The sequence below is a fragment of the Nocardia sp. NPDC006044 genome (assembly GCF_042871115.1).
Lineage (GTDB): Bacteria > Actinomycetota > Actinomycetes > Mycobacteriales > Mycobacteriaceae > Nocardia.
Genome location: NZ_JBIAID010000001.1, coordinates 2,771,364 through 2,793,960, shown reverse-complemented (window position 1 = coordinate 2,793,960; position 22,597 = coordinate 2,771,364). Strand labels below are relative to the sequence as shown.

Genomic DNA, 22,597 nt, shown 5'->3' with positions numbered 1-22,597 from the left:
AATTGCCTCGGTGTGGAAGTCAGGCGGACCGGACGGGATCGGGTGCCGACTCCCGATCGGGCTCGCGGACGCGGGACAGCGGGTTGGGCCACCAGATCTTCGGGCCGATGAGGCTGAAAAGCGCTGGGATCACCACGGTTCGGACGAGGAAGGTGTCGAGCAGGATGCCCAGGCCGACGATGAGGCCGAGTTGGGTGAGGATGATCAGCGGGAGGACGCCGAGTACGCAGAAGACGGCCGCCAGAACTATGCCCGCGCTGGTGATGACGGCGCCGGTGGCGGAGACGGCGCGGACGATGCCCTGGGTGCTGCCGTGGTCGGGGGTTTCCTCGCGGGCCCGGCTGACCAGGAAGATGGTGTAGTCGATGCCGAGCGCCACCAGGAAGAGGAAGGCGTACAGCGGGGCGCTGGTGTCCAGGGCGGGAAAGCCGAAGAGATGCAGGCCGATCCAGGCGCCGAGGCCGAGCGCGGCCAGTGCGCTGAGCACCGAGACGCCCACCAGGAGCACGGCGGCGGGGACGGCGCGCAGCAGGGCGAGCAGGATGATCGAGACGACGGCCAGGATCGCCGGAATCACCACGCGCTGATCGTGTTCGGCGGCCTTCCTGGTGTCCAGCCCTTCCGCGTCACCGCCGCCGACGAGCGCGCCGGGTATCGACGCCAATTCGCCACGCATCGACTCGATGGTGGAAAACGCTTGCGGCGAACCGGGTTCGGCGTTCAGCACCACCGACCATCGCGCCAGCCCGGACGGCGCCGTTCCGGTGGCGGTCGCCTGCGTGACGCCGGGCAGGGCGCGCAGTGCCTGTTCGACTCCGGGAGCCGAATCACCCGGAGCCAGAACGATTGTCGGGTTGGCCGCACCGGGCGGGAAATGCGCGGCGAGCGTGTCGAACCCCTCGACGGATTCGGCCCGAACGCGGAACTGATCGGTCTGCGACAATCCCACATCGGTGCCGATCAACCCGGCCGCGAACCCGCCGAGCACGATCAGCGTGCCGCAAGCCACGACCACCGGCCTGCGCACCACCCACGCGGAGATCGCGTGCCACACTCCCTGCTCGGCCGCGATCCGGTCGTCGGCCTGCGGCACGAACGGCCAGAAGACATTCCGCCCGAACAGCGCCAGGGCGGCGGGCAGCGCCACCAGGACGAACACCACCGCGACCACCAGCCCGGCGGCCGCACCGACGCCGAGGCTCCGGGTATTGGGCAGCGACGCGAGCAGCAGGGTGAGCAGCGCGGCGACCACCGTGACGTTGCTCGCCAGAATCGCCGGTCCCGCATGCCGCACCGCGTGCCGCAGCGCCGTTCGATGATCCGCGTTGCGGTGCAGCTCGTCGCGATAGCGCGAGACCAGCAGCAACGCGTAGTTCGTCCCCGCACCGAACACCAGCACGCTGGTGATCCCGGAGGTCGACCCGTCGAAGGCGAGCCCGGTCACCCGGGCCAATCCGGTGCCGACGGTGGCCGCCACCCGATCGGCGGAACCGACGACGAGCAACGGCACCAGCCACAGCACCGGCGACCGGTAGGTCACGATCAACAGCAACGCGACCACCGCCGCCGTCACCGCGAGCAGGGTGATGTTGGCGCCGGCGAACGAGTCCGCGATGTCCCCGCCGAACGCGGGCCCACCGGTCACCTGGATGCGCAGATCGGCCGGCTGCCCGGCTTTCACCGAGTCGCGCAGCTCGTTGACGCGATCGGTCAGGGCGAATCCACTGAGCTTGGCGTCGACCGGCAACCGCCCGATCGCCGCCTTCCGATCAGGCGAGACGGCCAGGTCCCCGAGCTTCGGGCGCAGCCCGGTCAGATCCTCGACCCGCAATTCGGCAGCGTCGGTGCGCGTCACGACAACCACCGCGGGTGCCGTGCCGGCGTCCGGGAATTGCGTCAGCAGCGCTTTCACCTGCGCCGATTCCGCACTACCCGGCAGCGAGTTCGGTGCCTCCCCCGCGGCGTCGTTGCCCCCGATCCCGCCGATCAACCCCGCCGAGACGGCGGCGAGCAGCACGAGCAGCAACCAGGACTTACGAGCGGTGACCACGGCCGCGAACCGATCCCACATGCGCATCACCACACCATGGCAGACCCGCGCGCGCGGCGCGCGCTGTCACCGCACCCGCGTGGGCATCATCACCGCAACTATCCGCCGGTTCCGTCCGCGAAGACCGGTGGGAACTTCACCGGCAACGTCGCCAGCGCACGGTGAAACGGCCCCGGCCGCCAGGCCAATTGGTCTGCGGGCAGGGCTGGTTCGAGGTCGGGGAGCACGTCCAGCAGCTGGTCGACGGCTTCCTGCGCGACCAGATAGGCGGCGGAGCGGGCCGGGCAGGCATGCGGGCCCGCGCTCCAGGCCAGGTGAGAGCGGTTCCCGGTGCGATCGTCGGCGCGGATCGCGGGGTCGTTGTTGGCGGCGGCCATGCTGATCACCACCGGCTGGTGCGCGGGTAGCCACACCTCGTCGATCAGCACCGGCTGGCGCGGGTAGGTGACGCAGAAGTTGGCCATCGGCGGGTCGGTGAACAGCACCTCGTCGAGCGCGTCGCGGGTGGACAGGCTGCCGCCCAGCAGGTCGCCGCCGAACCGGTCGTCGGTGAGGATGAGCAGCAGGGCATTGAGGATGAGGTTCTGCAACGGCTCGATTCCGGCGCCGTACAGCACCACCAGTTGGTGGACCAGTTCCAGGTCGTCCAGGGCGACCTGGTGGGTGAGCAAGCGGGTGGTGACGTCCTCGCCCGGCGCGGTGCGCTTGTGCTCGACCAGGTCCATCAGCGCCGCGGTGAGCAGCTGATTGCCTTCGGCCGCATGGTCGCCCTCGAAGATCGCGACCATGCCGCGGGCGATCCGTTCGCCGATGTCGGCCGGGCAGCCGAGCATGCCGTTGACCACCCCGAACGCCAACGGCTGCGCGAATTCCCGCACCAGGTCGGCTTTTCCGGCGCCGCGGAACCGGCCGATCAGCGCCGTGGCCAGCTCGGTCACCGTGCCGCGCAGTTCGCTCAGATCGATGCCGTTGATGGCCGCGGTGTTCGCCAGCCGATATCGTGCGTGCTCGGCGCCGGTGCTGCGCAACGCGTTCGGCCGCCACTCGAGCAACGGCAGCACGGCGGAGTCGGCCGGAACGGAGTGCTGCCAGTGCCGCGGGTCGGCCGGAAAGTGCTCGGGGTCGTGCAGGATTCGCAGCGCGGTGTGGTAGCCGATCACCAGCGTGGCGGGCACGTCCGGGGCGAGTTCCACCGGCGCCATCGAGCCGTATTCGGCGCGCATCGCGGCATAAGCCCGGTGCGGGTCACTCGCGAACTCGGGGCGGTACAGGGGAATTCGATCGCCGGCCGGGCACACCGGCGAACCGTGGTGCGGTGAGGATCGCGTCGCGTGGGCACTGGGTGATGGCGTGGGCACAGTCCGGGCCTTCCGGCGAGGGAACGTAGGCGGGGAAACGACAGCGGACGAACCGCTGCCCAGCGACCTTGCCCCGCGTACCGGGTGACGGCATCGGCATACGCGTCGGTACCTCACCTACGCGACGCGATCGGCGTTATGTTCCGCGACGGCCCGGCGCACGCATGGATTCCGCGCGCATCCGATCACGCAGCGGACGCGGCGCCAGCTCGCCGATCTCCGCGCGGGAGCCGATCGACAGCTTCTGCAATACGGACGCGACCTGCGCGTCGACGGTCCGGGTCGAAATGCCGCGGCGGACAGCGATCGCGCTGTTGGTCCAGCCCGCCGCGGCCAGGATCGCGACCTCCCCTTCCGCGGGCGAGAGCGAGGTCCACACGTCCTCGCCCTCCGCCCGTGGCCGATACAGCGACAGCGAGCCGAGGGCGAGCGATTGCAGTTCGCCGCGCTCCGGCCGCAACCCGAGCCCCTGCTTTTCGGCTGCCGCGTAGGCGCTTTCGCCGAGCACCGCGCGCGCGGCCGTCACCGCCTTCACCGTCTCCGCCGAGAACGGCCCCAGCCTGCTGACGTCCATATTCGTCTCGGCGAGTAGTACTTTCGTGCCGCCGGCGAGCTGCGCGATCTCGGTGGCGGCGGCGAGCAGGCGCGGCCGGTCCGACTTGGCCTGCTGCGCCTGCTCGATGAGCCGCGCCAGCGCCCAGGTCCGGAACTGCACCGCCCACAGCTCGCCCCAGCGGTCCCGGATCTTGGTCAGGTGGGTCAGCGCCGAACGGCCGAGGGTCAGGGCCGCGCTCGACTGATCGGCGCGAATCAACGCGACGGTCCTGGCCAGCCGGGCCCACGAGTGCACCCACGACGCGCCCGATCCCTCAACCCGCGCAAGGAAACTCGCGGTCAACGCGTCGGCTTCCTCGACGGTGCCGAGCAGACCGGCCGCGAGCGCGCCGAAGAGTTCGGCCATGACCGAACCGCCGACATCGCTGTCCCGGCGATACTTCTCCGCCGCGCGACCCAGCACGATGACCGAGCGCGGGTCGCTGCGGGCGATCAAAAGCTCGACACCCCAGGCGAACTCGACGGCCGCGGTCAGGCCCAGATCGGTCTCCGCCGACGCACGCCACCCGTCCGGGTCCGCGCGGTCGCCCAGACACATCCGTACGCACTCGTCGAGCATCGCCTCGGCCTCCGCGAGCGTCCCCTGGCACAACGCGATCCACACCACCAGAGCCGTTGTCTCCAGCTGAGTCTCGGTCGGCTCCGGCGTGAGCAGCCGGGTGGCTTGCAGCGTCCTGGCGGACCAGAGCCGGATCTCCCGGAACGAGCAGCCCAGGAAGGGCAACCGGATCGCCAGCAGTCCCCGGCAGATGTCCAGCCCGACCGCGGCCTGTCCCGGCTCGGCCAGGCTGCGGTCGATCGCCGTCAGGATGTTGTCCCACGCCGCACGCGCCCAATCGAGGTACTGCAATTCGGCCGCGCCGAACCAATTCCGCGCCGCGTCGATCACCTTGTCCCGGTAGTACTCCCGATGGCGGCGTTCCAGTCGCGCCCGTTCGTCGACGCCGTCGCGCGAGCGCAGCTCCAGTCGTTGCTGGGCGAACACCCGGATGCTCTCCAGCAGCGAGTACCGGACCGTGGTCGCGGTGAGATGCGCGGAGACCAGCGACTGATCCACCAGCCGATCGAGCAGATCCGGAATCATGCTGCGGGACAACCGAATCGGCCCCTCACCGGCCGGATCCGCGCAGACGAACTCGATCGCCTCCCGCTCGGCGCCGACATCGAGCGCGCCGTCCGGGGCGTCGGCCGGATTGACGTCGTAGCCCGCCGCGAACACTGCCATCCGTTCGAACAGGATGCGTTCGGGCTCGTCGCACAGCTCATACGACCACGAGATGACGTCGCGCACCCCGCGATGCCGCGCGTCGGCGCCCACCCGAGGACCGTCCGACCAGCGCAATCGCTGGTCGTCGGGCGCCTCGCCGCTGAGTTCGCGCAGAATCATCGGCAGCGGCTCGCGCACCAGACGTGCCGCGGCGAGCCGGATGAACAGCGGATGATTGTTCACGTGGCGGCAGATCTCGGCCATGATCTCGGCCTGCTCCGGATGACCGACCGATCGGCCGGTCAGTTCGGACCGCTGCCGGAACAGCGCGACGCCGTGCTCACGCGACAACGGCGGCACCGGAACTCGGTGCTCGTCGATCCAGCCGATCGCCTCCCGGCTCGTCGCGACGATGGTCAGGTTCGTCAGCTCGGCGGTCAGCCGGTGCACGACGCTGCCGACCCCGTCGAGCACGTGTTCGCAGTTGTCCAGCACCAGCACCACCTGCTCGCCGGAGCCGGCCAGGGCGTCGACGATGGCCTCCCACGCCGAGCGGCCGGAAAAGTCGATCTCCAGCACCGCGTGCGCGATCTCCTCCGCGACGGCGGTCGCGTCGGCGCCCGCCGCGAGGCGGGCCAGCCTGGCCCAATGCGCCCCGACGCCAGTGCTGCGCTGGAACCGGGCCACCGCCTCGGCGGCCAATCGGGTCTTACCGATTCCGCCCGGTCCCAGCAGGGTGACCAAGCGTGGTGCGCACAGCAGCAGTGTGATGATCTGGTCCAGTTCCGGCTGTCGTCCGACGAACGCATCCGGAGCCGAACGCGGGCCGGGCCCCTCGGAGCGGTCTCGAGCACCCATGGCCAGGGACCTTAGCCTGCCCAGGTACCTATTCGCCTACTGATGCGTGGATGCGACCCGGCAGCCAACCTCGAACCAGCGGTCCGGTTCTCGCCGCAGCTTCGCGGTGCCGCAGAGAGATGAGGGGAAGTCGCCATGTTGTGCTGTGCGTTGCTCTCCGGATTGGCGCTGGTCGTCGGGCCGCGCCTGGCCACCGCGCTCAGACGGGGCGGTCGTCGTGACGACCCGGCGACGCGACACCGACCGCCGGAAAGCACGGCGTACCTCGACCTGCTCGATGCCGCCGTCCGCACCGAACCTACCCCTGCCCTACATCGGAATACGCTGTGACCGTTGATATCTCGACCACGACGAGCACCGCGCGCCGGTTGCGCGGGCCGATCACGAGCCGGGCGTGGCGCCGCACGATGGCGGTATCGCTGACGGCGTGGGTGTTGCTCGCGGCCGGGCCCTCGGTGCTCGGGCTGTCCGCGCCGTGGCGCGCGTTCGCGGCCGGGTTGGCGATCCCCGGGGCCGGGCTGCTCTATGCGATACCGGCGCCGCAGCACCACCACGCCGGCGGTGCCGCCGTCACCGCCGTGCACGTCATCGTGCTGGCGATGGTGATCGCGGCGCTCGGCTGGGCGCTGCGTGATCGTCGTGCCGTCGCGTCCGTGCTGGTGATCGCCGCGGTGGCCGCGGTCGGGTGGACCGCGTGGCGCGCCCCGGTCGCACTGGTCGCGGCCGCGCATATCGCCGGATTCCTGCTCGTCGCGGCCGCCACCGGCTGGGCGTTCATGTTCCGTGCGATCGCCCGCTCGGACCACGTCACCGTCCCCGCCATCGTCGCCGGCGCGGCGGCGGCCGGTGCGCTGCTGACGAATTCACATGACGCCCAAGACTTTCCGCTGGCCTGGGTAGCGTGGGCCGCGCCGGGTCTCGCCATCGCCGCGACCCTCGGCATCGTGCTGCGCGAACGGGTGCGGCACGAGAGCGCCCGGCGAGTCGGGCAAGAACGAGAGCGCTATCTCGAGCAACGCCGCGCGAGGTCGCACGTCCCGATCCGCACCACCCCGATCCCTCTCCGGCACCAGACCTCGCCGCTGGTCAGCGAGGCGAGCCCCGATCAGCTTCGGCTGCACCGGCACCTGACCAGGCTGGCGCTGCAACCGGTTGACAGCTGGGCGGGTTTCGATCCCGAAGGCCCAGGACCGTTGCAGCAGTACCGATATCAGCTCAACGCGGTCGGCTGGGGCCTGTCGATGTTCGGTTATGCCCACACCCCGGCCTATCGGGGTGCTCCGCACCAGGCACAACTGAACCTCTTCACCCGCATGCAGGACGCGCAGGTGTGGAGCTACTGGTATCGGCAGAATCTGCTGGGTAACTGGGACTTCCGGCATCGCCGCGCCGACCCGATCGACGTGCCGCAGAACATCATGTTCACCGGATACCTCAACCTCCAGCTCGCCATGTTCCGGCAGGCGACCGGTGATACCCGGTTCGATCGGGCGGGATCGTTGCGATTCCAGCGGTCCCCGGAACAGACCTACGCCTACGACCACCCCGCGATCAACGACATCGTGCTGCGCAACTTCGGCACCGACCTGTGCCTGTGGGCGTGCGAGCCGGTGCCGGTCGGCCGGGGTCGTCGAAATGGGCTGGTATTTCCCTACTGCAATGCCGTCGCGACGGCCGGCGTGGCCGTGCTCGACGCGTTGAACGGGACCCGGCACGCCGCCGACATCGCGGCCAGGCTGCGCGACCGGCTCGATACCGAGTTCACCGCCGCCGACGGCGACATCATCGCGTTCCTCGTCTCGGGTCTCGGGTTGTCCGCCCGCGCCTTCCGCGGTCCCGCCTCGACAGCCGCGATCGCCGGGTTCGTCAGCCCGCTGCTGCCGGATCTGGCCTGGCGGGCCTGGGAAGTCCTGCGCGGCGAATGGCTCGACAGCGGCCGATACTCGGTGCCGGCCTCGGCCGGCAAGGAATCGCCGACGGCGGGTGACTGGGGCTCCGGCGCCCCGACCAACGCCGAACCTCTCGCCGCGGCATTGCTGCTCGCGCAGGAATGCGGCGAAGGTGAGTGGTGGGACACGCTGTGGACGGAGGCGACCCGGCAATTGCAGTTCTCCCCGGATGAGTCGCAGCCGGGGGTGTGGGCCTTCGAGCGAGCGTCCGTGCACGCCAACGGCATGCTGGGGCTGGGCGGATTGGGCCGCGCGCACGCGTTGACCGACATGATGACCGTGCCGCGACCGCAGGAGTGGACCCATGGCCCGCGCATCAGCGCGGTGCCCTATCCGGCGGTGCTGGTCGCCAAGGCGGTCACCGACGGCGTGGGCCTGGACGCGATCTTCCGCGCGGGGATCCAGCCGCAGCGGTGCACGGTCCGGCTGGATCAGCTTGTGCCGCACCGTGATTACCGGCTACTCGGCGCGGTCGAGGCGGCGGTCCGGGCCGACGAACACGGCCGAGCGGACCTTACGGTCGATGTCGGCGAGCGAACCGCGCTCACCCTGCGTCCGAGCTGAACCACGCGCCGCACCACCGCGTTCGAGTCCGCCGAATTGCGCGGCCAGCACCAGCAGGACCCCGGCCAGTTGCGAGCCGGTCAGATTCTCGGCGGCGAACACCCAGCCCAACGCCACCGCGACCACCGGACCGAGCAGCATCAGTCGCGACGCGGTGGTCGATTCGACACCGCGGTAGAGACCGCCGAAGAACAGCGCGAAGGCCAGCGCGGTCGCCGGGACCGACAACCAGGCGGTCGCGGCGAGCTGGCCCAGCGTCAGGCTCGGCGGCCCGCCCTCGAACGCGCCGGCCAGCGGCACCAGAATGAGTCCACCGGCCAGCATCTGCCACGCGACCGCGCTCAGCGGGTGCACCGACGCCGGCACACCCCAGCGCCGGGTGAGCACCATGCCGGTGGCCGAGAGCAGCGCGAGGGCGGCGGCCGCCACGATGCCGGTCGCGTCCGTCCACACCCCGCCGCGCAGCACGAGCAGTCCGACGCCGATCAGCCCGAGCGCCGGCGCGACGAACTGCCGGGCACCGAGCCGCTGCCCGAACGCGAGCACGACCAGCGGAACGACCACGCATTGTGCCGCGGCGATGGTCGAGACCACCCCGCCGGGCAGCCGGTGTGCGGCAACGGCCTGACAACCGAAGAAGGCGGCGAAGTTCAGCACGCCGAGCACGATCATCCGCGGCCACCACACGCCCTGCGGGAGCGCGGGACGGAAGGCGATCAATATCAGCCCGGCCGGAAACACCCGGAATACCGCATTCCACAGCGGCGTGGCCGGCAGCTGCGCTATCGCGAGAAATGCAGTGCCGAAAAGCACCGGGCCTGCCGCGGTCGACAACAGCGCCCCCGAATCGGCCGGGCGAAGCACACGCAGAAATACCAAGACGAGCCCCATCGAATTTCGCCACCGGCGGTTTCAACGCTCAAATGACGTGTCCAGCAGCGACGCGGCCAAAGCTACTCGCGCGCACGCCATTCGCTCAATAGGTAATTCGTCGGGGTCGATAGGTAATACGCTAGGTAGATCGATAAAGTACCTACGCGCCGTCAGCGATAAATCAACATTGCCACAGCGACGATGCGTGCATCACATTCGCCTTTATTGTCGACCATTGCTGGTTCGTTGTTACCGGCGTGCGACCGGCAGTTCGACCTCGGTGCCGGATACCGGTGCGACGAGCAGTCCGATACCGGCCAGGGCGAGAACCAGTGCCATCATGTGCGCGCCGATGAGCAGGGCGAGCGCCGCCAGGAACAGCGCCCGGCGGCCGAAGGCCCGAAGCAGACTCGTGACGTCGGCAGCAGCTTCATCTGTCGCCGGCAGATGTCCATCCTGGTTTGCGGCAGGGCGGGTTACCACGACACCTCCGTATCAACGATTTCGCGGCCGTGCGTGCGGAAAAAGCACGCCGGACACCAAGATTCGCCGACCGGTCCGCCTCGGCACAATGCGCAATCCACGCATACAGCCTCAGGCTGCGACATAGGCTGCAGGAGTGCACTACGACCTGGTCGACCTGCGGCTGTTCCTGGACATCGTCACCGAGGGATCCATCACCGCGGGCGCACGCCGGATGCACCTGAGCCTGCCCTCGGCCAGCGCCCGGGTGCGCGCCCTGGAGAATCAGACGGGACTCCCCCTGTTGATTCGCGGCCGGCGCGGCGTGCGGCCCACCCCGGCGGGCGCCACCCTGGCGCGTCACGCGCGCGAAGTGCTGCGGCAAACCGCCCGCTTGGACAGCGCCCTCGCCGGATACACCCATTCGCCCGTGGCCTCGCTGACCCTGCTCGGTGGCGGCGGCGCGATGCACCGAATCATTCCGCAGGCGCTGATCTCCTTCCTGCGCGCCGAACCCGGCATCGATGTCGTTGTCGCCGAACGCCGTACACCCCAGATGGTGCGGATGCTCACCGACGGCGAGGCCGACCTCGGCGTCGTGATCGGCAACGAAGCCGGCGACTGCGGGCTGGAGGTCGAACCGCTCTGCGACGGCTCGCTCGTGGTGATCGGCCAGGCCGGCGGAATCCTCACCGGGCGAACCACTTTGACCTACCGCGAGGTCGCCGAGCATCCACTGGTCGGCCTGGACACCGGTTCCTCGCTGCAACAGTGGATCGAGCGGAACATCGGTACCCACGGCGGGCCGCACTCGCGCTACCGCACCCGCGTGGCGAACCTGACCACGGTGATCACCCTGGTAGCCGCCGGTGTCGGCCTGGCCATCGTGCCGCGCAACGCCGTCTTGGCGGACGAATCCGTTGAGGTGTGCGAACTCTCGGACCCCTGGTCCCGTCGCCACCACCTCCTGGCCTGGGGCGCCGAGGCCAAAGCGTCATCCGCCGCCCTCACCGCCCTCGCCCACCACATCCGCCTGGCCGCCGCCGATTGATCCGGTGGTCCGCTGCGCCGATCCGAACCGTTCGACATCGACGGCGGCGAGAGTCACTCGACCTGAGTCCGCGGGTGCGGGTTACAGGGTCGCGACGTTGTCGTCGATCGGCAGCATCTCGGCTTGACGGAACTTTTCGGCCACCCGCACCAGGTAGTCGATCGACTCGACCGAGAGCCCGGTGACCACGTTGGTCAGTCTGCGCAGAACGGGATCGTCGAGTTGCGTGACGAGCGTGGTATCGGCGGCGGTGTAGGCGGTGTGACCGGAGTACAGGTATTCCGGGTCGACCTCGAAGAACTGGGCCAATCCTGCCACCAGTGTCGCCGACGGTTGTGTGCGCCGGCCGCGCCGCAGTTGCGAAAGGTAGGGCAGCGACACCGGGATTCCGTACCTGGTCAGCGCGTCGACAACCATCTGATTGGTCAATCGCCGGCGGTGGCGCCTGCTCCACTCGGCGTACAAGGTGTTCAACCGCGGTGCGAAATGCTCGCCCACGCCGGAGTGCTTTTCGGCAGAGCCGGGCGAACCGCCGACCCCGGCCGCAACCACCGATTGACCGTCTACATCCGAACCATCTTCGAGCACTGACATTTTCGCCCATCTGACTCCGACACGACCGTGCGACACCGTCGCGCCCCGATGCCGCTCGGGGGAAGGCAATACATCGGGGCGCGACAGCCTCATCAGAGAGCCGGGCGGGGATTGGAACCCGCCCCGCTCTCGCGTCGAGAGTCTCACAAACCTACCGGTTGCTTCAAGTTTGCTACCAAATGGAAATCACTATTTTCCATTACTCCATAGCAGCTCGGAGCCGACGCGTCCATCAGCATCAAGCATCGAATATGCCCCTGATCAAAGGACTTTCGACCCTTTACGCAGATGACGTCAATATGGTTAGGCGCCTCGCCTCGCTCGAAACCTCACACCAGCCACGACCGCGTTGTGATTGCTATGCATTTGCGCTCTTCGGAGGTCGCCCTGAGGCCAACCGTGAGACATTGAGCGCCTTCCAGCTCCAGAACGTGGACTATCCCGAAACGACGGCAGGCTCCGGCGGGGTCCAGCGGCGGGCGCGGGACGCGGCGGAGGCGACGCCGAAATCGTGTTTGAGTTCTTCCGGGATGGCGTACTGCATGACGCGGCCGCGGGTGAGGGAGCTGAGCTCGAACCAGGTGGTGAGGTGACCGAGGCGGTCCAAGGCCCACTCGCCCAGAGGTGAACTGTCCTCGATGGTTTCGAGGACGCCGAGCAGGGCGGGGGCGGCCTTGATCGCGGTGTCCCAGGCGGTGCGCGGCACGTCGAGCCAGTCGGCGCAGGTGTCGCCGATGAGGTAGCGGATGAGGGCGCCGACCACCGGGTCGAAGAAGGTGCCGGGAACCACCTCCTCATAGAGGTCGATGAGCTGGCGGGTGAGGTTCACCCCCTCCTGGCTCGGCCCCATATGCCGAGTCAGATAGAGATCGAGGTAGGCACGCGCGGCGGCCAGGTCCGTCGGCGCGTGCGCCTGGTCGACGCCCAGCATCGCGCCGACCACCCGCCAAGCGTAGAAGTAGGCCTCGGCGCCGTCCACGCTCATGTGGATGTTCAAGCGGTGCAGGCTGTCGAGCACCAGCATGGAGAACAGCATCTGGCCGCCGATCATGTCCTCCTGGCAGATCGGCGTCCCCCATCGGTCGGTGTCCCAGCGGTTTTCCCGGGCGAGGTGGTGGCGGATGGCGGCATGCAGCAGCCGGACCTTCTGCACGGCGGGCACGAAACGGCTCCCGGCCTCGAACGCGTCGGGCTGCATGAGATACACGGTGAACTGGCCGGTCTCGGCCATGCGTTTGGACGGGTACTCCAGGGAATGGGTGGCCGACAACAGTTTCGCCACCGGTGGCACGACATAGCAGGCCGGCATGGCGGCGAAGGACAGCGCGGTGGAAATGTGCACGTTGTTGTCGATGAAAAACAGCCTGGCCTTCTCCATCTCGTCCCAGTCCACCCACGCGGGCGGGGCCGCGGTCGTGTGCAGGTACTCGCGGGCGGCCTCGGGCAGATCGTCGGGCAGCGGCGAACCGGCGGTGGAGACGTAGCGCATCAGGGTGTTGAACTTGCCCACCTCCCCGCGCTCGAACAGGGTCGCCACGGTGGCGTCGGCGAGTTCGTCCCCGCGCAGTCGCAGCGCGTCCATCGACTCTTGCGTGTAGCTCATCGAAACTCCTTGCCTCGGTAACGAATCAGTAGCGGCGCGTGGTGGCCGCGTGCGCCAGCTCGGTCAGCGCGCGAGCGGCCGGGGCGGGCACGCCGGCCAGGGCGCGCGTCGCCTCCTCGACCCGGGCGGTGATCATCTGCTCGATTCGGCCGGGCGCGCCGACCTCGGTCATCAGGTCGCGCAGGTCGCCCAGGTCGCCGTCGTCAGGTTCGGCGAGGCCGAGCAGCCGGATCAGCCGGGCGCGCTGCAAACTGTCTACGGCGCACCAGGTTTCGGCCAGCAGGGCGGTTGGGCGGCGGGCCCGGAAATCATCGAGATTATCCTTGCCTGTTTCGGCTCGATCGCCGAAGAGGCCGAGCAGGTCGTCACGCAATTGGAAGGCCTCGCCCAGCGGTAAGCCGTACGCGGAGAATGCTTTCCGCAATCGATCGTCCGCGCCGCCCAGCGCCGCGCCGATCAGCAAGGGTTGTTCCACGGTGTACTTGGCCGTCTTGTACCGGATCACCTTCAACGACTCGTTCACCTCCGGAACGGCACCGGTGCAGAGGATTTCGAGGCACTCGCCGGCGATCAAGTCCCGGGCCAGCACCGCCCACAGCGGTCGCGCCCGGGCCAGATACGCCGCGGGCAGGCCGCTGGTCACGAACAGCTGGCCGGCCAGCGCCATCAGCAGATCCCCGACCAGCATGGCCAGGGCCTTACCGGTCTCCTCGCACTCGCGTGCCAGAGGTGCGTGCAAAGCGGTTTGGGCGGTGGGCAATCCGTGCCGTAGCGGGCTGTCGTCGATGATGTCGTCGTGCACGCTCGCCGCCGCGTGCACCAATTCCAAGGCCGCCGCGGCGCGGACGAACGCGTCGCTGTCCGGTTGCCCGGCCGCGCGCCAACCCCAGTAGCAGAATGCCGCCCGTAACCGTTTCCCCTGCCCGCTCGCCAGCACGAGCTGATCGGCGACGGGACGCAGCCGCGGGTCTATGTCGAGCAGTTGGTCGCGTTCCCGTCCGACGAACTCCCCGAGGATGTCGTCGACGCGAGCCTTGAAAGCGCAGGCGTCGTGCCGCTCAGTCCGCACCGGAACCGGACTCACGCGCGACGACCCGCTGCGCGAGAATCTCCATATGCGCCTGCGGCACAAGCACATTCCGGTCAATTGCCAGCCGCCCGCGGGCCTTGAGGTCGTTTTCCGCCGCGCCGGCCAGTCCCGGCAGGTCCGAGCGGCGTAGTAGTCCGAACGCCCGGTCCAGCACCGGGCCGATCCGGCTCAGCGCCAGATCCGCCAGTCCGGCGGCCAGCAGGACCGCGTCCTCGCCCCGGGTTGCGCGCTGATTCGACCTCTGCGACATGCGATCACGCTCCTGTCCCCACCGATCGACATCCGATGCCGTGACCCGGAAACGCTCGACAGGCCCGGTCCAGTCAGTGTGGCAGTGACTGAGCGTGGCCACGCCGAAAGTTCGCCGGACAACCGGTTGTCCTCTCGAATGTCAGCGGCGCGCAGAGCCTTCCGTGCTAATTCGGCTCGACTAGGCGGCGGACCCGGTCGTTGAGGTATCGCTGTTCGGGGACACTCGCGGCGAGTTGGGCTGCCCGCCGATAGCTTTCGATGGCGGCGGTCCGGTCGCCGATCATTTCCAGCAGGTGCGCACGGACTGCGTACGTGCGGTGATGACGTCGCATCGCCGGGTTGTCGAACAGGGGCGCGATCAGGTCCAGGCCCACTTCCGGGCCGACGGACATGCTCAGGGCGACAGCACGGTTGAGCGTCACCATCGGGCCGGGTGCGACACGGTCGAGCATGGCGTAGAGCAGGCCGATCTGCCGCCAGTCGGTGCCGGCCCAGGTGGGTGCTTCCGCGTGTACGGCGGCGATGGCCGCCTGCAGCTGGAACCGGCCGACGTGGCCGCGGGGCAGTACGCGCTCCAGGATGGCGACGCCCTCCGCGATCGAGCCGCGGTCCCATCGGGAGCGATCCTGCTCGGCCAGCGGGACCAGATTGCCGCCCTCGGTGCGGGTCGCCGCGCGCGCGTGGGTGAGCAGCATGAGCGCGAGCGCGCCCGCGACCTCGTCGTGATCCGGTATCGCACAATGCAATTGGCGGGTGAGCCGGATCGCTTCGCCGGTCAGGCTCCAATCCAGCAGTGCGCCACCGCCCGACCGGGTGTGCCCCTCGGTGAACATCAGGTGGCACACGTCGAGGACGGACGCGATGCGCTGCGGCAGCTCCGCATCACTCGGCAGCTCGAATACCGCGCCGGCCGAGCGCAGGGTCGACCGGGCTCGGGTCAGCCGTTGCGTCATGGTGCGGGGCGGGACGAGGTAGGCGGCGGCGATCTGGTCGGTGCTCAGGCCGCCGACCGCGTGCAAGGTCAGCGCGACCTGTGAGGAGCGGCTCAGACTCGGATGGCAGCACAGCACGAACATCGGCAACATGTCGTCGCCGGCCGACGCCTGATCCGCCGACGGCGCGAAAGACGCGTCGCCGGTCGCTGCCGCGGCCACCGCTTCCTCGCGTCCCGCGCGGGCCCGGTCGGCCCGCACCCGGTCGATCAATCGGCGCGAAGCCACGGTGATCAGCCAGCCGCGCGGATTGGCGGGCACCCCGTCGCGCGGCCACTGGGTCGCCGCCGCCTCCGCCGCCTCCTGCGCGGCGTCCTCGCAGTCGCCGAGGTCGCCGTGCCTGCGCAGCAGGGCGGCGAGGACGTGCGGCGACTCCTGCCGCCACACGTCCTCGACCACCCGGTCGCTCACTGGTCGTCGCCGCCCGGCCACATCGCGGGCCGCAGCTCGACGGTTTCGCCCGGACCGGCGAACTGCGCGGTGATCTCTTCGGCGCGGGCGTGGCTTTCCACATCGATCAGGAAGAAACCGGCCAGATGCTCCTTCGCCTCGGAATAGGGCCCGTCGGTGACCAGCGGTTTCCCGTCACCCCATCGGTACAGCCGGGACGACTCGGGGGCGCCGAGGGCCTCCCCCGTCACCAGCTCACCCTTCTCCTGCATCTCGCCGAGCAGCTTCTCGAAATCGGAGTTCAACCGATCCCGCTGCTCCTGCGGCATCGCCTGGACCTCGGGCAGATAGTCGCCGGTCGGATGTCCCCAGGGTTGCGGGTTGGAGTGAATCAGGATCACGTACTTCATCACGGCTCCTTCAGGTTCGCGGATGCGCCCGGTCGACCCATCCTTACCCGAAACGTCGGAGCGGAGGCGACGATGTCTACATCGTCGCCTCGGGAAAACCGAGTTGCCAGGTCCGCTGCCGGTGGGGTTGGCTGGAAGTCCCATGGCGCACATAGATATCGCGGACCTCGACTACTTCCTCCCGGATGGGCGACAGCTGCTCGACGGGATCGGCTTCCGGATCGGCGAGGGGGTCAAGGCGGCGTTGATCGGGCCGAACGGCACCGGGAAGACGACTTTGCTCGGGCTCATCGCCGGCGATCTGACGCCCGACGGTGGCGCGGTGACCCGGTCCGGGAATCTGGGGGTGATGCGGCAGTTCGTCGGGCAGGTCGACGACGAGTCCACGGTGCGTGACCTGCTGATCGCGGTCGCCGCGCCCGCGGTCCGGGCGGCCGCGATGGCGCTCGACGCCGCCGAGAACGCGTTGATCGAGCAGGACGAGCAGTCGACCCAGCTCGCGTACGCGCACGCGCTGACGGACTGGGTCGATGTCGGCGGGTATGACGCCGAGACGTTTTGGGACCGGGTGACCACCGCCGCCCTTGGCGTCCCGTTCGACCGGGCCAAATGGCGGTCGGTGCGCACGCTCAGCGGCGGTGAGCAGAAGCGGGTCGTGCTGGAGGCGTTGTTCGCCGGGCCCGACGAACTGCTGCTGCTCGACGAGCCGGACAACTACCTCGACGTTCCGGGCAAGCAGTGGCTGGAACGGACGATCGCCGAGTCGGACAAGTCGGTGCTGTTCGTCAGCCACGATCGCGAGCTCATCGCGAACGCCGCCACCCGGATCGTCACCCTGGAACCCGGGGTCAGCGGCGCGACGTCCTGGATTCACGGCGGCGGCTTCGCCGGATATCAGCAGGCGCGCGAGGACCGTAATTCGCGCCTGGCCGAATTGCGCAGGCGCTGGGACGAAGACCACGCCAAGTTGCGCGCGCTGGTGCTGCGGTTGCGGGAGAAGGCCAAGTTCAACGACGGTGTCGCGGCGCGCTATCACGCCGCGCAGACCAGGTTGGCCAAGTTCGAGGCGGCCGGTCCGCCGGAGGCGATTCCGTTGCGGCAGAACGTATCCGTGCGGTTGCGCGGCGGCCGGACCGGACGGCGCTCGCTGGTGTGCAGCCGGCTCGAACTCACCGGTTTGATGCGGCCCTTCGACGCGGAGATCTGGTATGGCGATCGGGTTGCGGTGCTGGGCGCCAACGGATCCGGCAAGTCGCACTTTCTCCGGCTGCTGGCCGCGGGCGGCACCGATCCGGAGAACGAGCACCGGCCGATCCAGGACATCGAGCTCGCGCCGGTGCCGCACACCGGCACCGCCGTGCTCGGCGCGCGGGTTCGGCCGGGCTATTTCGCGCAGACCCATTCGCGACCGGACCTGTCCGGCCGGACACTGCTGGAGATCCTGCATCTCGGCAACGAACACCGCGACGGTATGGGCCGCGAGGCCGCCACCCGCGTGCTCGACCGCTACGGCCTGGCCCGCGCCGCCGAACAGCGCTACGACGAACTCTCCGGCGGTCAGCAGGCCCGGCTGCAAATCCTGCTGCTCGAACTGTCCGGGGTGACCATGCTGCTGCTCGACGAGCCCACCGACAACCTCGACCTGCACTCGGCCGACGCGCTCGAGCAAGGCATCGCCGAGTTCGCCGGCACCGTCATCGCCGTGACCCACGATCGCTGGTTCGCCCGCGAATTCGATCGCTTCCTGGTCTTCGGCTCCGACGGCACCGTCTACGAACGCGACACTCCGGTCTGGGACGAGACGCGGGTAAACCGTACGCGCTGAACGCTTCTCGGAGGTCGCCTACTTCAGCACCTGGTAGCGCAGCAGGAGCAGGCCGTTGGCGAACGCGGTGGCCTCGGCCAGCTTCAGTTCGCGCCGGTCCTCGAACACGCGGGCGCCCTTGCCGCGGGTGACCGGGCAGACCCGCATCTGGACCTCGTCGACCAGGCCGGCGTCGAACAGGAAACGGACGAGCGTCAGACTCCCCCACACCCAAATGTCCTTGCCGTCCTGCTGTTTGAGTTCGCGGATGGTGGCGGCCGGGTCCCGGGTGACGGTCGCGGCGGGAAAGTCTCCCCAGGGCGCGTCCTCGAGCGTCGACGAGGCAACGAACTTCGTGAGCTTGTTGACCTTCTCCCCGAACTCGCCCTGATCTTCCGCGTAGGGCCAGTAGTCCTTGGACTGAGCGTAGGTGTTCGCGCCGAGAATCATCGTGTCCACCGAGTCCATGAACCCCATCACGCTGGCCTTGTACACCGGGTCGGACTTGTCGGAAAACGGCTCCGCCGTAACAAAACTCAGCCCCCCATCCTCCTCCGCAACAACATTGTCGACCGTAACCCACTGCTGAACAATGACCTTGCGCATAACCCTGCTCCTCCTCGCCTACGCGACCCCTGCTGGCCGCTCCCCCCTGGGACGAAGCCACCACCCCGTTCTCGACATCCGAACGCGAAAGAATTTGAGCCGGTTCGGGCTACATCCACTCGGTGAGGCGGATGATGATGCCGTTGGGGTCTCGCATTTGGAAGTAGCGTTCGCCTGAGCTGCCTTCCCATTTGGAGAATACGGGGGGTGTGATGATTTCTATGCCGGTTTGCCGGAGGCGGGTGTACTCGGCGTCGACGTCGTCGATGACCAGCACGATGATCATTCCCTTGGTCAGGGGGCCGGCTACGGATTCGGGGATGAAATCCGGTGCGCCTACGCGCAGGAAGGCTATGTGGAGATCCGCTTCGGCCGAAAAGACCACGGCCAGGCCGTCATCGGAGATGGTGTCGGTGAAGCCGAGATGTTCGGTCAGGAAATCCGCCGAGACATCCGGATCGGGGACGTTGACCATTATCGCGCCGCCGAGGACGTTCAAACGTACCGCCTCCCTTACACCGGGTCAGGTTGCGGAGAATTTGCTCGAATGATCCTAACTCCTCGCGCCCGCCCGACCCAGTGGCCTGCGCCACTCGACGCGCCCCAGCCCGGACTATCCGAGTAATCGGCGGATGACGGCCGCGGCGGCGTCGATGTCGTCGGGTTCACCGGTGATGAGTTCGCGGAAGTAGAAGGACTCGCCGATTCGGACGATGGCGTAGGCGAGGGTGTGGGCGTCGATGTCGGCGGGCTGGCCGATGTCCTCGTGGATGAGTTGCGCGATGCTCGCCACGAACCGTCGCTGGATCACGCCGTCGCGGGAGGTCAGGACCTGTAAAGCGGTGTCGGTGTGCTGCGCGACGAAGGTTCGCATGGCCGGGTAGCCGGCGGACAGATACAGGCAGCGCCGGACTATTTCGGTGACGCCGGCCGCGCCCTGCCCGCCGCACTCCCGGCGGATCTGCGCGAACCCCGCGGTGGCGATCACCCAGATGACCTCGCCGAGGATCCGCGTCCGGTCGCCGTAGCGCCGATACAGCGTCGAACGGCCGATGCCGGCGGCGGCGGCGAGCGCCCTGGCGTCGATCCAACCGTCGCGCAGGAACATCTCCACTGCGGCGCGCAGCACGGGATCGGTCGAGGTCAACTGGGGAACTGGGGAATCTGGCGGCGCGGGCGTCATCGATTCTAGTGTGGCATGGGACACCATTGATCGAGTGTCCCAGCCCTGGCCGACCATCCGAGCCACGGCGATTCGCATTGATTTCGCACAGGAGAATTCCGATGTCCAAGCGACCCGTTTTCATGGCCATCCTGCTCACCCTCGCGGGCACCGTCGCCGCACCGGTCGCCGCCGCCGAACCGGAGGCGACGACGTCCGCATACCCCGCCTATGTTTCGCTCGGCGATTCGTATACGTCGGGCTCGTTCCTGCCGTTCGTCGCTCCCCTCTGTGCCAGGAGCGACCGCAACTACCCCCGGCTGGTCGCCGCCGCGATCAAACCCAGAACGTTCGCCGACGCGAGCTGCGCCGGCGCGACCACCAAGGCCATGACCGACCCTCAGGTAGCCACCGGCAACCCACCACAGTTCGACGCCCTGAGACCGGACACCGCCCTGGTCACCCTGGGCATCGGCGGCAACGACATCCCCGCCTTCGACGTCGTCTTCAACTGCGGAGTGCGGGACGCGGCCGTCCCGCACGGCTCCCCCTGCAAGGACTTCTACACCAGAGGCGGCACCGATACGCTGGCCGAGCAGGTGCGTGCCGTCGCCCCCAAAGTCGGTGCGGCACTTGACGATATCCACCAACGATCGCCGAAGGCCAAGGTGCTGCTGATCGGTTACCCGGTGGTGCTGCCCGAGACCGGCCCCGGTTGCTGGCCGATCGTCCCGATCTCCGACGGCGACGTCCCCTTCCTGCGGGACCAGATAAAGCTGCTAAACCAGGTCCTCATCGAACAGGCCTCGCGCCACGGCGCGACCTATGTGGACACCTACTCCAGCAGCATCGGCCACGACATGTGCCAGGCCCCGGGCACGAAGTGGCTCGAAGGCCCCATCCCCACCGACCCGGCCGCCCCGCTGCACCCGAACGAGCTCGGCGCGCAGAACCAAGCCCGTCAGGTCCTGGCCGAGCTGCGCCGCTAGTTCTCGGTCACCACGGAACGACACCCTCGTCGTCGAAGAAGCCGCCGCGCGGTCCGTCGTCGGGGAGGGTGGCGAGCCGGACCGCGATCGCGGCGCCTTGCTCGGGTGTGCGCGGAGCGTTGAATCCGGTGAAATCGGTGGCCACATGACCGGGACAACCCGCGTTCACCATGATGTTCGTGTCCGCGAGCCGGCGAGCGTACTGGGTCGTTATGCCGTTGAGGAACGTCTTCGACGGAGCGTAGGCGCTCAGTACCGGCCCGGGCTGCAAGGCCAACGAGCCCATGGAGCTCGACATGTTGACGATGCGCGGCGACTCCGCCCGGCGCAGCAGCGGAAGCATCGCGTTCGTCACCCGGACGACCCCGAACACGTTGGTATCGAGGACATTCCGGACCAGATCCAGGTCCAGGGTGGTCGGATCCTGTGCGCCACCGTCGATCCGGCCGGAAATGCCCGCGTTGTTGACGAGCACATCGAGCCGCCCTGTCGTCTCCTCGATGGCCGCGGCCGCCGCGGCGGCACTCTCGTCGGAGGTGACGTCGAGCGCGACCCCGAACGCGTCCACGCCTGCGGCACAGAGCTTCTCGACCGCCTCCGCGCGCCGGACCGCATCCCGGGCCCCCACGGCGACGGTGAAGCCGAGCGCCCCGAGTCCCTGTGCGATGGCGAAGCCGATTCCCTTGTTCGCGCCGGTAACCAGTGCGGTCTTCGTATTGTTCACGCGCTCAATCCTCGTCACCGCCCGCGCTCACTGTCCAAGACCGCCTCAGTACACCGTGATACCCACCAGGTATCAGGCGGTAGTCTTCGCCGGTGTCCGATCTCGAAACCCGCGAACTCCGCTACTTCGTCGCCGTCGCCGAGGAACTGCACTTCGGCCGCGCCGCCGTGCGGCTCGGCATCGCCCAGCCGCCGCTGTCCCGGGCGATCAGCCAGCTGGAGAAGCGGCTCGGCGTCCGGCTCCTCGACCGCGACCGTCGCGGGGTGGCGCTCACCGACGCGGGCCGGGTGCTGCTGCACGAGGCCGGTGCCGCCCTGGACGCGGTCGCGGCCGCCACCCGCCGCACTCAGCGCGCCGGAAATCCCAAGCGGCCGTTGGTCCTTGCGACCAAGGCCGGCGCAGCCCACGAACTGCTGCAACAGCTCCTCGTCACCTTCGAACGCGACCCGGAGGTGGCGCCGGTCGAGGTCCTGCTGTGCGAGGTCGGCGAGCAGGCGGGCCTGCTCCGCAACGGACGCGCCGACGTGGCGCTCATGCACCAGCTCTACGACGACCTGGCCGGCTTCGACACCGAGGAGCTCTACTCCGAAGGCCAGGTCGCGATCCTGCCTGCCGGGCATCCGCTCGCGGCCCGCGATCAGCTCACCCTGGCCGACGTCCGCGATGTGCCGGACCTGCCGATCGCCCGCTGGCCCCAACTCGACGGCACCTACCCCGACGGCCCCGGCCCGGAGGTACGCACCCAGTCCCAGCTCGCCCAGCTCGTCGCCCTCGGCCGGACCCTGCTCGTCATCCCGACCTCCAGCCGCGCCTGGCAGTGGCCCGGCCACGTCGCGGTACCCGTCGTCGACGCACCGATATCCACCACCGTGATCGCCTGGCCGTCGACCTGCCGTTCCACCGCGGTGGCCGCACTCGTCCGCTCGGCGGCCACGCTCCGCGACCCCCGAAACGCCGGCTGAAAGCCGGAACCCGGGGCAACCGCGCCGGTCCG

General features: G+C 68.9%; 20 protein-coding genes. 5 read left to right on the top strand and 15 right to left on the bottom strand.

Annotation, left to right across the window (positions count from 1 at the left end):
• Positions 1 to 19: 19 nt before the first annotated feature.
• From ACFYO1_RS12940 to ACFYO1_RS12930, 3 genes are all read right to left on the bottom strand, one after another.
• The gene (locus ACFYO1_RS12940; protein ID WP_387230086.1) at positions 20 to 2,077 is read right to left on the bottom strand and encodes an MMPL family transporter; all 2,058 of its coding nucleotides are present in this window, start codon (positions 2,075 to 2,077) and stop codon (positions 20 to 22) included.
• 71 nt (positions 2,078 to 2,148) lie between these two features.
• Complete coding sequence (locus ACFYO1_RS12935; protein ID WP_387230084.1) at positions 2,149 to 3,273, bottom strand: cytochrome P450; 1,125 nt, start codon at positions 3,271 to 3,273, stop codon at positions 2,149 to 2,151.
• A gap of 271 nt (positions 3,274 to 3,544) precedes the next feature.
• Positions 3,545 to 6,088 carry a LuxR C-terminal-related transcriptional regulator gene (locus ACFYO1_RS12930; RefSeq protein WP_387230082.1) on the bottom strand — a complete coding sequence of 848 codons (2,544 nt, stop codon included), beginning with the start codon at positions 6,086 to 6,088 and terminating at the stop codon, positions 3,545 to 3,547.
• Positions 6,089 to 6,414: 326 nt separating this feature from the next.
• On the opposite strand from ACFYO1_RS12930, the gene ACFYO1_RS12925 reads away from it, so the two are divergent.
• Positions 6,415 to 8,601, top strand: a complete 2,187-nt coding sequence (locus ACFYO1_RS12925; protein ID WP_387230081.1) for a hypothetical protein — start codon at positions 6,415 to 6,417, stop codon at positions 8,599 to 8,601.
• On the opposite strand, the gene ACFYO1_RS12920 is transcribed toward ACFYO1_RS12925, so the two are convergent.
• Entirely contained in the window at positions 8,497 to 9,480 is a 984-nt protein-coding gene (locus ACFYO1_RS12920) for an EamA family transporter (RefSeq protein WP_387230079.1), read from the bottom strand. The two genes, ACFYO1_RS12925 and ACFYO1_RS12920, sit on opposite strands and share 105 nt — an antisense overlap.
• 243 nt (positions 9,481 to 9,723) lie before the next feature.
• Positions 9,724 to 9,957, bottom strand: coding sequence for a hypothetical protein (locus tag ACFYO1_RS12915; protein ID WP_387230077.1), 234 nt, complete (start codon positions 9,955 to 9,957; stop codon positions 9,724 to 9,726).
• 136 nt (positions 9,958 to 10,093) lie between these two features.
• On the opposite strand from ACFYO1_RS12915, the gene ACFYO1_RS12910 reads away from it, so the two are divergent.
• Positions 10,094 to 10,987 (top strand): LysR family transcriptional regulator, encoded by an 894-nt coding sequence (locus ACFYO1_RS12910; RefSeq protein WP_387230075.1) that lies wholly within the window; start codon positions 10,094 to 10,096, stop codon positions 10,985 to 10,987.
• An 81-nt stretch (positions 10,988 to 11,068) separates the two neighbouring features.
• Here ACFYO1_RS12910 and ACFYO1_RS12905 read toward each other — a convergent pair whose 3' ends face one another.
• The 6 genes from ACFYO1_RS12905 to ACFYO1_RS12880 all read right to left on the bottom strand — a co-directional run bounded on the left by ACFYO1_RS12905 (position 11,069) and on the right by ACFYO1_RS12880 (position 16,318).
• On the bottom strand, positions 11,069 to 11,581 hold the full coding sequence (locus ACFYO1_RS12905; protein ID WP_387230073.1) for a transcriptional regulator: 513 nt from the start codon (positions 11,579 to 11,581) through the stop codon (positions 11,069 to 11,071).
• A gap of 436 nt (positions 11,582 to 12,017) precedes the next feature.
• Positions 12,018 to 13,184 (bottom strand): oxygenase MpaB family protein, encoded by a 1,167-nt coding sequence (locus tag ACFYO1_RS12900; RefSeq protein ID WP_387230071.1) that lies wholly within the window; start codon positions 13,182 to 13,184, stop codon positions 12,018 to 12,020.
• 25 nt (positions 13,185 to 13,209) lie between these two features.
• A complete protein-coding gene (locus ACFYO1_RS12895) occupies positions 13,210 to 14,253 on the bottom strand; it encodes a polyprenyl synthetase family protein (protein ID WP_387230069.1) in 1,044 nt (347 codons plus the stop codon).
• Complete coding sequence (locus ACFYO1_RS12890) at positions 14,243 to 14,524, bottom strand: hypothetical protein (RefSeq protein WP_387230067.1); 282 nt, start codon at positions 14,522 to 14,524, stop codon at positions 14,243 to 14,245. The genes ACFYO1_RS12895 and ACFYO1_RS12890 overlap by 11 nt, the downstream gene beginning before the upstream one ends.
• 166 nt (positions 14,525 to 14,690) lie before the next feature.
• Positions 14,691 to 15,929, bottom strand: a complete 1,239-nt coding sequence (locus ACFYO1_RS12885; RefSeq protein WP_387230065.1) for an RNA polymerase sigma factor — start codon at positions 15,927 to 15,929, stop codon at positions 14,691 to 14,693.
• The gene (locus ACFYO1_RS12880) at positions 15,926 to 16,318 is read right to left on the bottom strand and encodes a YciI family protein (RefSeq protein WP_387230063.1); all 393 of its coding nucleotides are present in this window, start codon (positions 16,316 to 16,318) and stop codon (positions 15,926 to 15,928) included. The genes ACFYO1_RS12885 and ACFYO1_RS12880 overlap by 4 nt, the downstream gene beginning before the upstream one ends.
• Positions 16,319 to 16,460: 142 nt before the next feature.
• On the opposite strand from ACFYO1_RS12880, the gene ACFYO1_RS12875 reads away from it, so the two are divergent.
• Complete coding sequence (locus tag ACFYO1_RS12875) at positions 16,461 to 18,143, top strand: ABC-F family ATP-binding cassette domain-containing protein (RefSeq protein ID WP_387230061.1); 1,683 nt, start codon at positions 16,461 to 16,463, stop codon at positions 18,141 to 18,143.
• 18 nt (positions 18,144 to 18,161) lie between these two features.
• Here ACFYO1_RS12875 and ACFYO1_RS12870 read toward each other — a convergent pair whose 3' ends face one another.
• From ACFYO1_RS12870 to ACFYO1_RS12860, 3 genes are all read right to left on the bottom strand, one after another.
• Positions 18,162 to 18,728, bottom strand: a complete 567-nt coding sequence (locus ACFYO1_RS12870) for a dihydrofolate reductase family protein (RefSeq protein WP_387230059.1) — start codon at positions 18,726 to 18,728, stop codon at positions 18,162 to 18,164.
• 109 nt (positions 18,729 to 18,837) lie between these two features.
• Positions 18,838 to 19,227 (bottom strand): VOC family protein, encoded by a 390-nt coding sequence (locus ACFYO1_RS12865; protein WP_387230057.1) that lies wholly within the window; start codon positions 19,225 to 19,227, stop codon positions 18,838 to 18,840.
• Between the two features lie 114 nt (positions 19,228 to 19,341).
• The gene (locus ACFYO1_RS12860) at positions 19,342 to 19,875 is read right to left on the bottom strand and encodes a QsdR family transcriptional regulator (protein WP_387230055.1); all 534 of its coding nucleotides are present in this window, start codon (positions 19,873 to 19,875) and stop codon (positions 19,342 to 19,344) included.
• 137 nt (positions 19,876 to 20,012) lie between these two features.
• Here ACFYO1_RS12860 and ACFYO1_RS12855 point away from each other — a divergent pair, with 137 nt between their 5' ends.
• Positions 20,013 to 20,879 carry an SGNH/GDSL hydrolase family protein gene (locus ACFYO1_RS12855; RefSeq protein ID WP_387230053.1) on the top strand — a complete coding sequence of 289 codons (867 nt, stop codon included), beginning with the start codon at positions 20,013 to 20,015 and terminating at the stop codon, positions 20,877 to 20,879.
• A 7-nt stretch (positions 20,880 to 20,886) separates the two neighbouring features.
• Here the strand turns inward: ACFYO1_RS12855 and ACFYO1_RS12850 are convergent, their stop codons facing one another.
• Positions 20,887 to 21,603, bottom strand: a complete 717-nt coding sequence (locus ACFYO1_RS12850; RefSeq protein ID WP_387230051.1) for an SDR family oxidoreductase — start codon at positions 21,601 to 21,603, stop codon at positions 20,887 to 20,889.
• A gap of 92 nt (positions 21,604 to 21,695) precedes the next feature.
• On the opposite strand from ACFYO1_RS12850, the gene ACFYO1_RS12845 reads away from it, so the two are divergent.
• Positions 21,696 to 22,565 carry a LysR family transcriptional regulator gene (locus ACFYO1_RS12845; protein ID WP_387230049.1) on the top strand — a complete coding sequence of 290 codons (870 nt, stop codon included), beginning with the start codon at positions 21,696 to 21,698 and terminating at the stop codon, positions 22,563 to 22,565.
• The last annotated feature ends 32 nt before the right edge of the window (positions 22,566 to 22,597 follow it).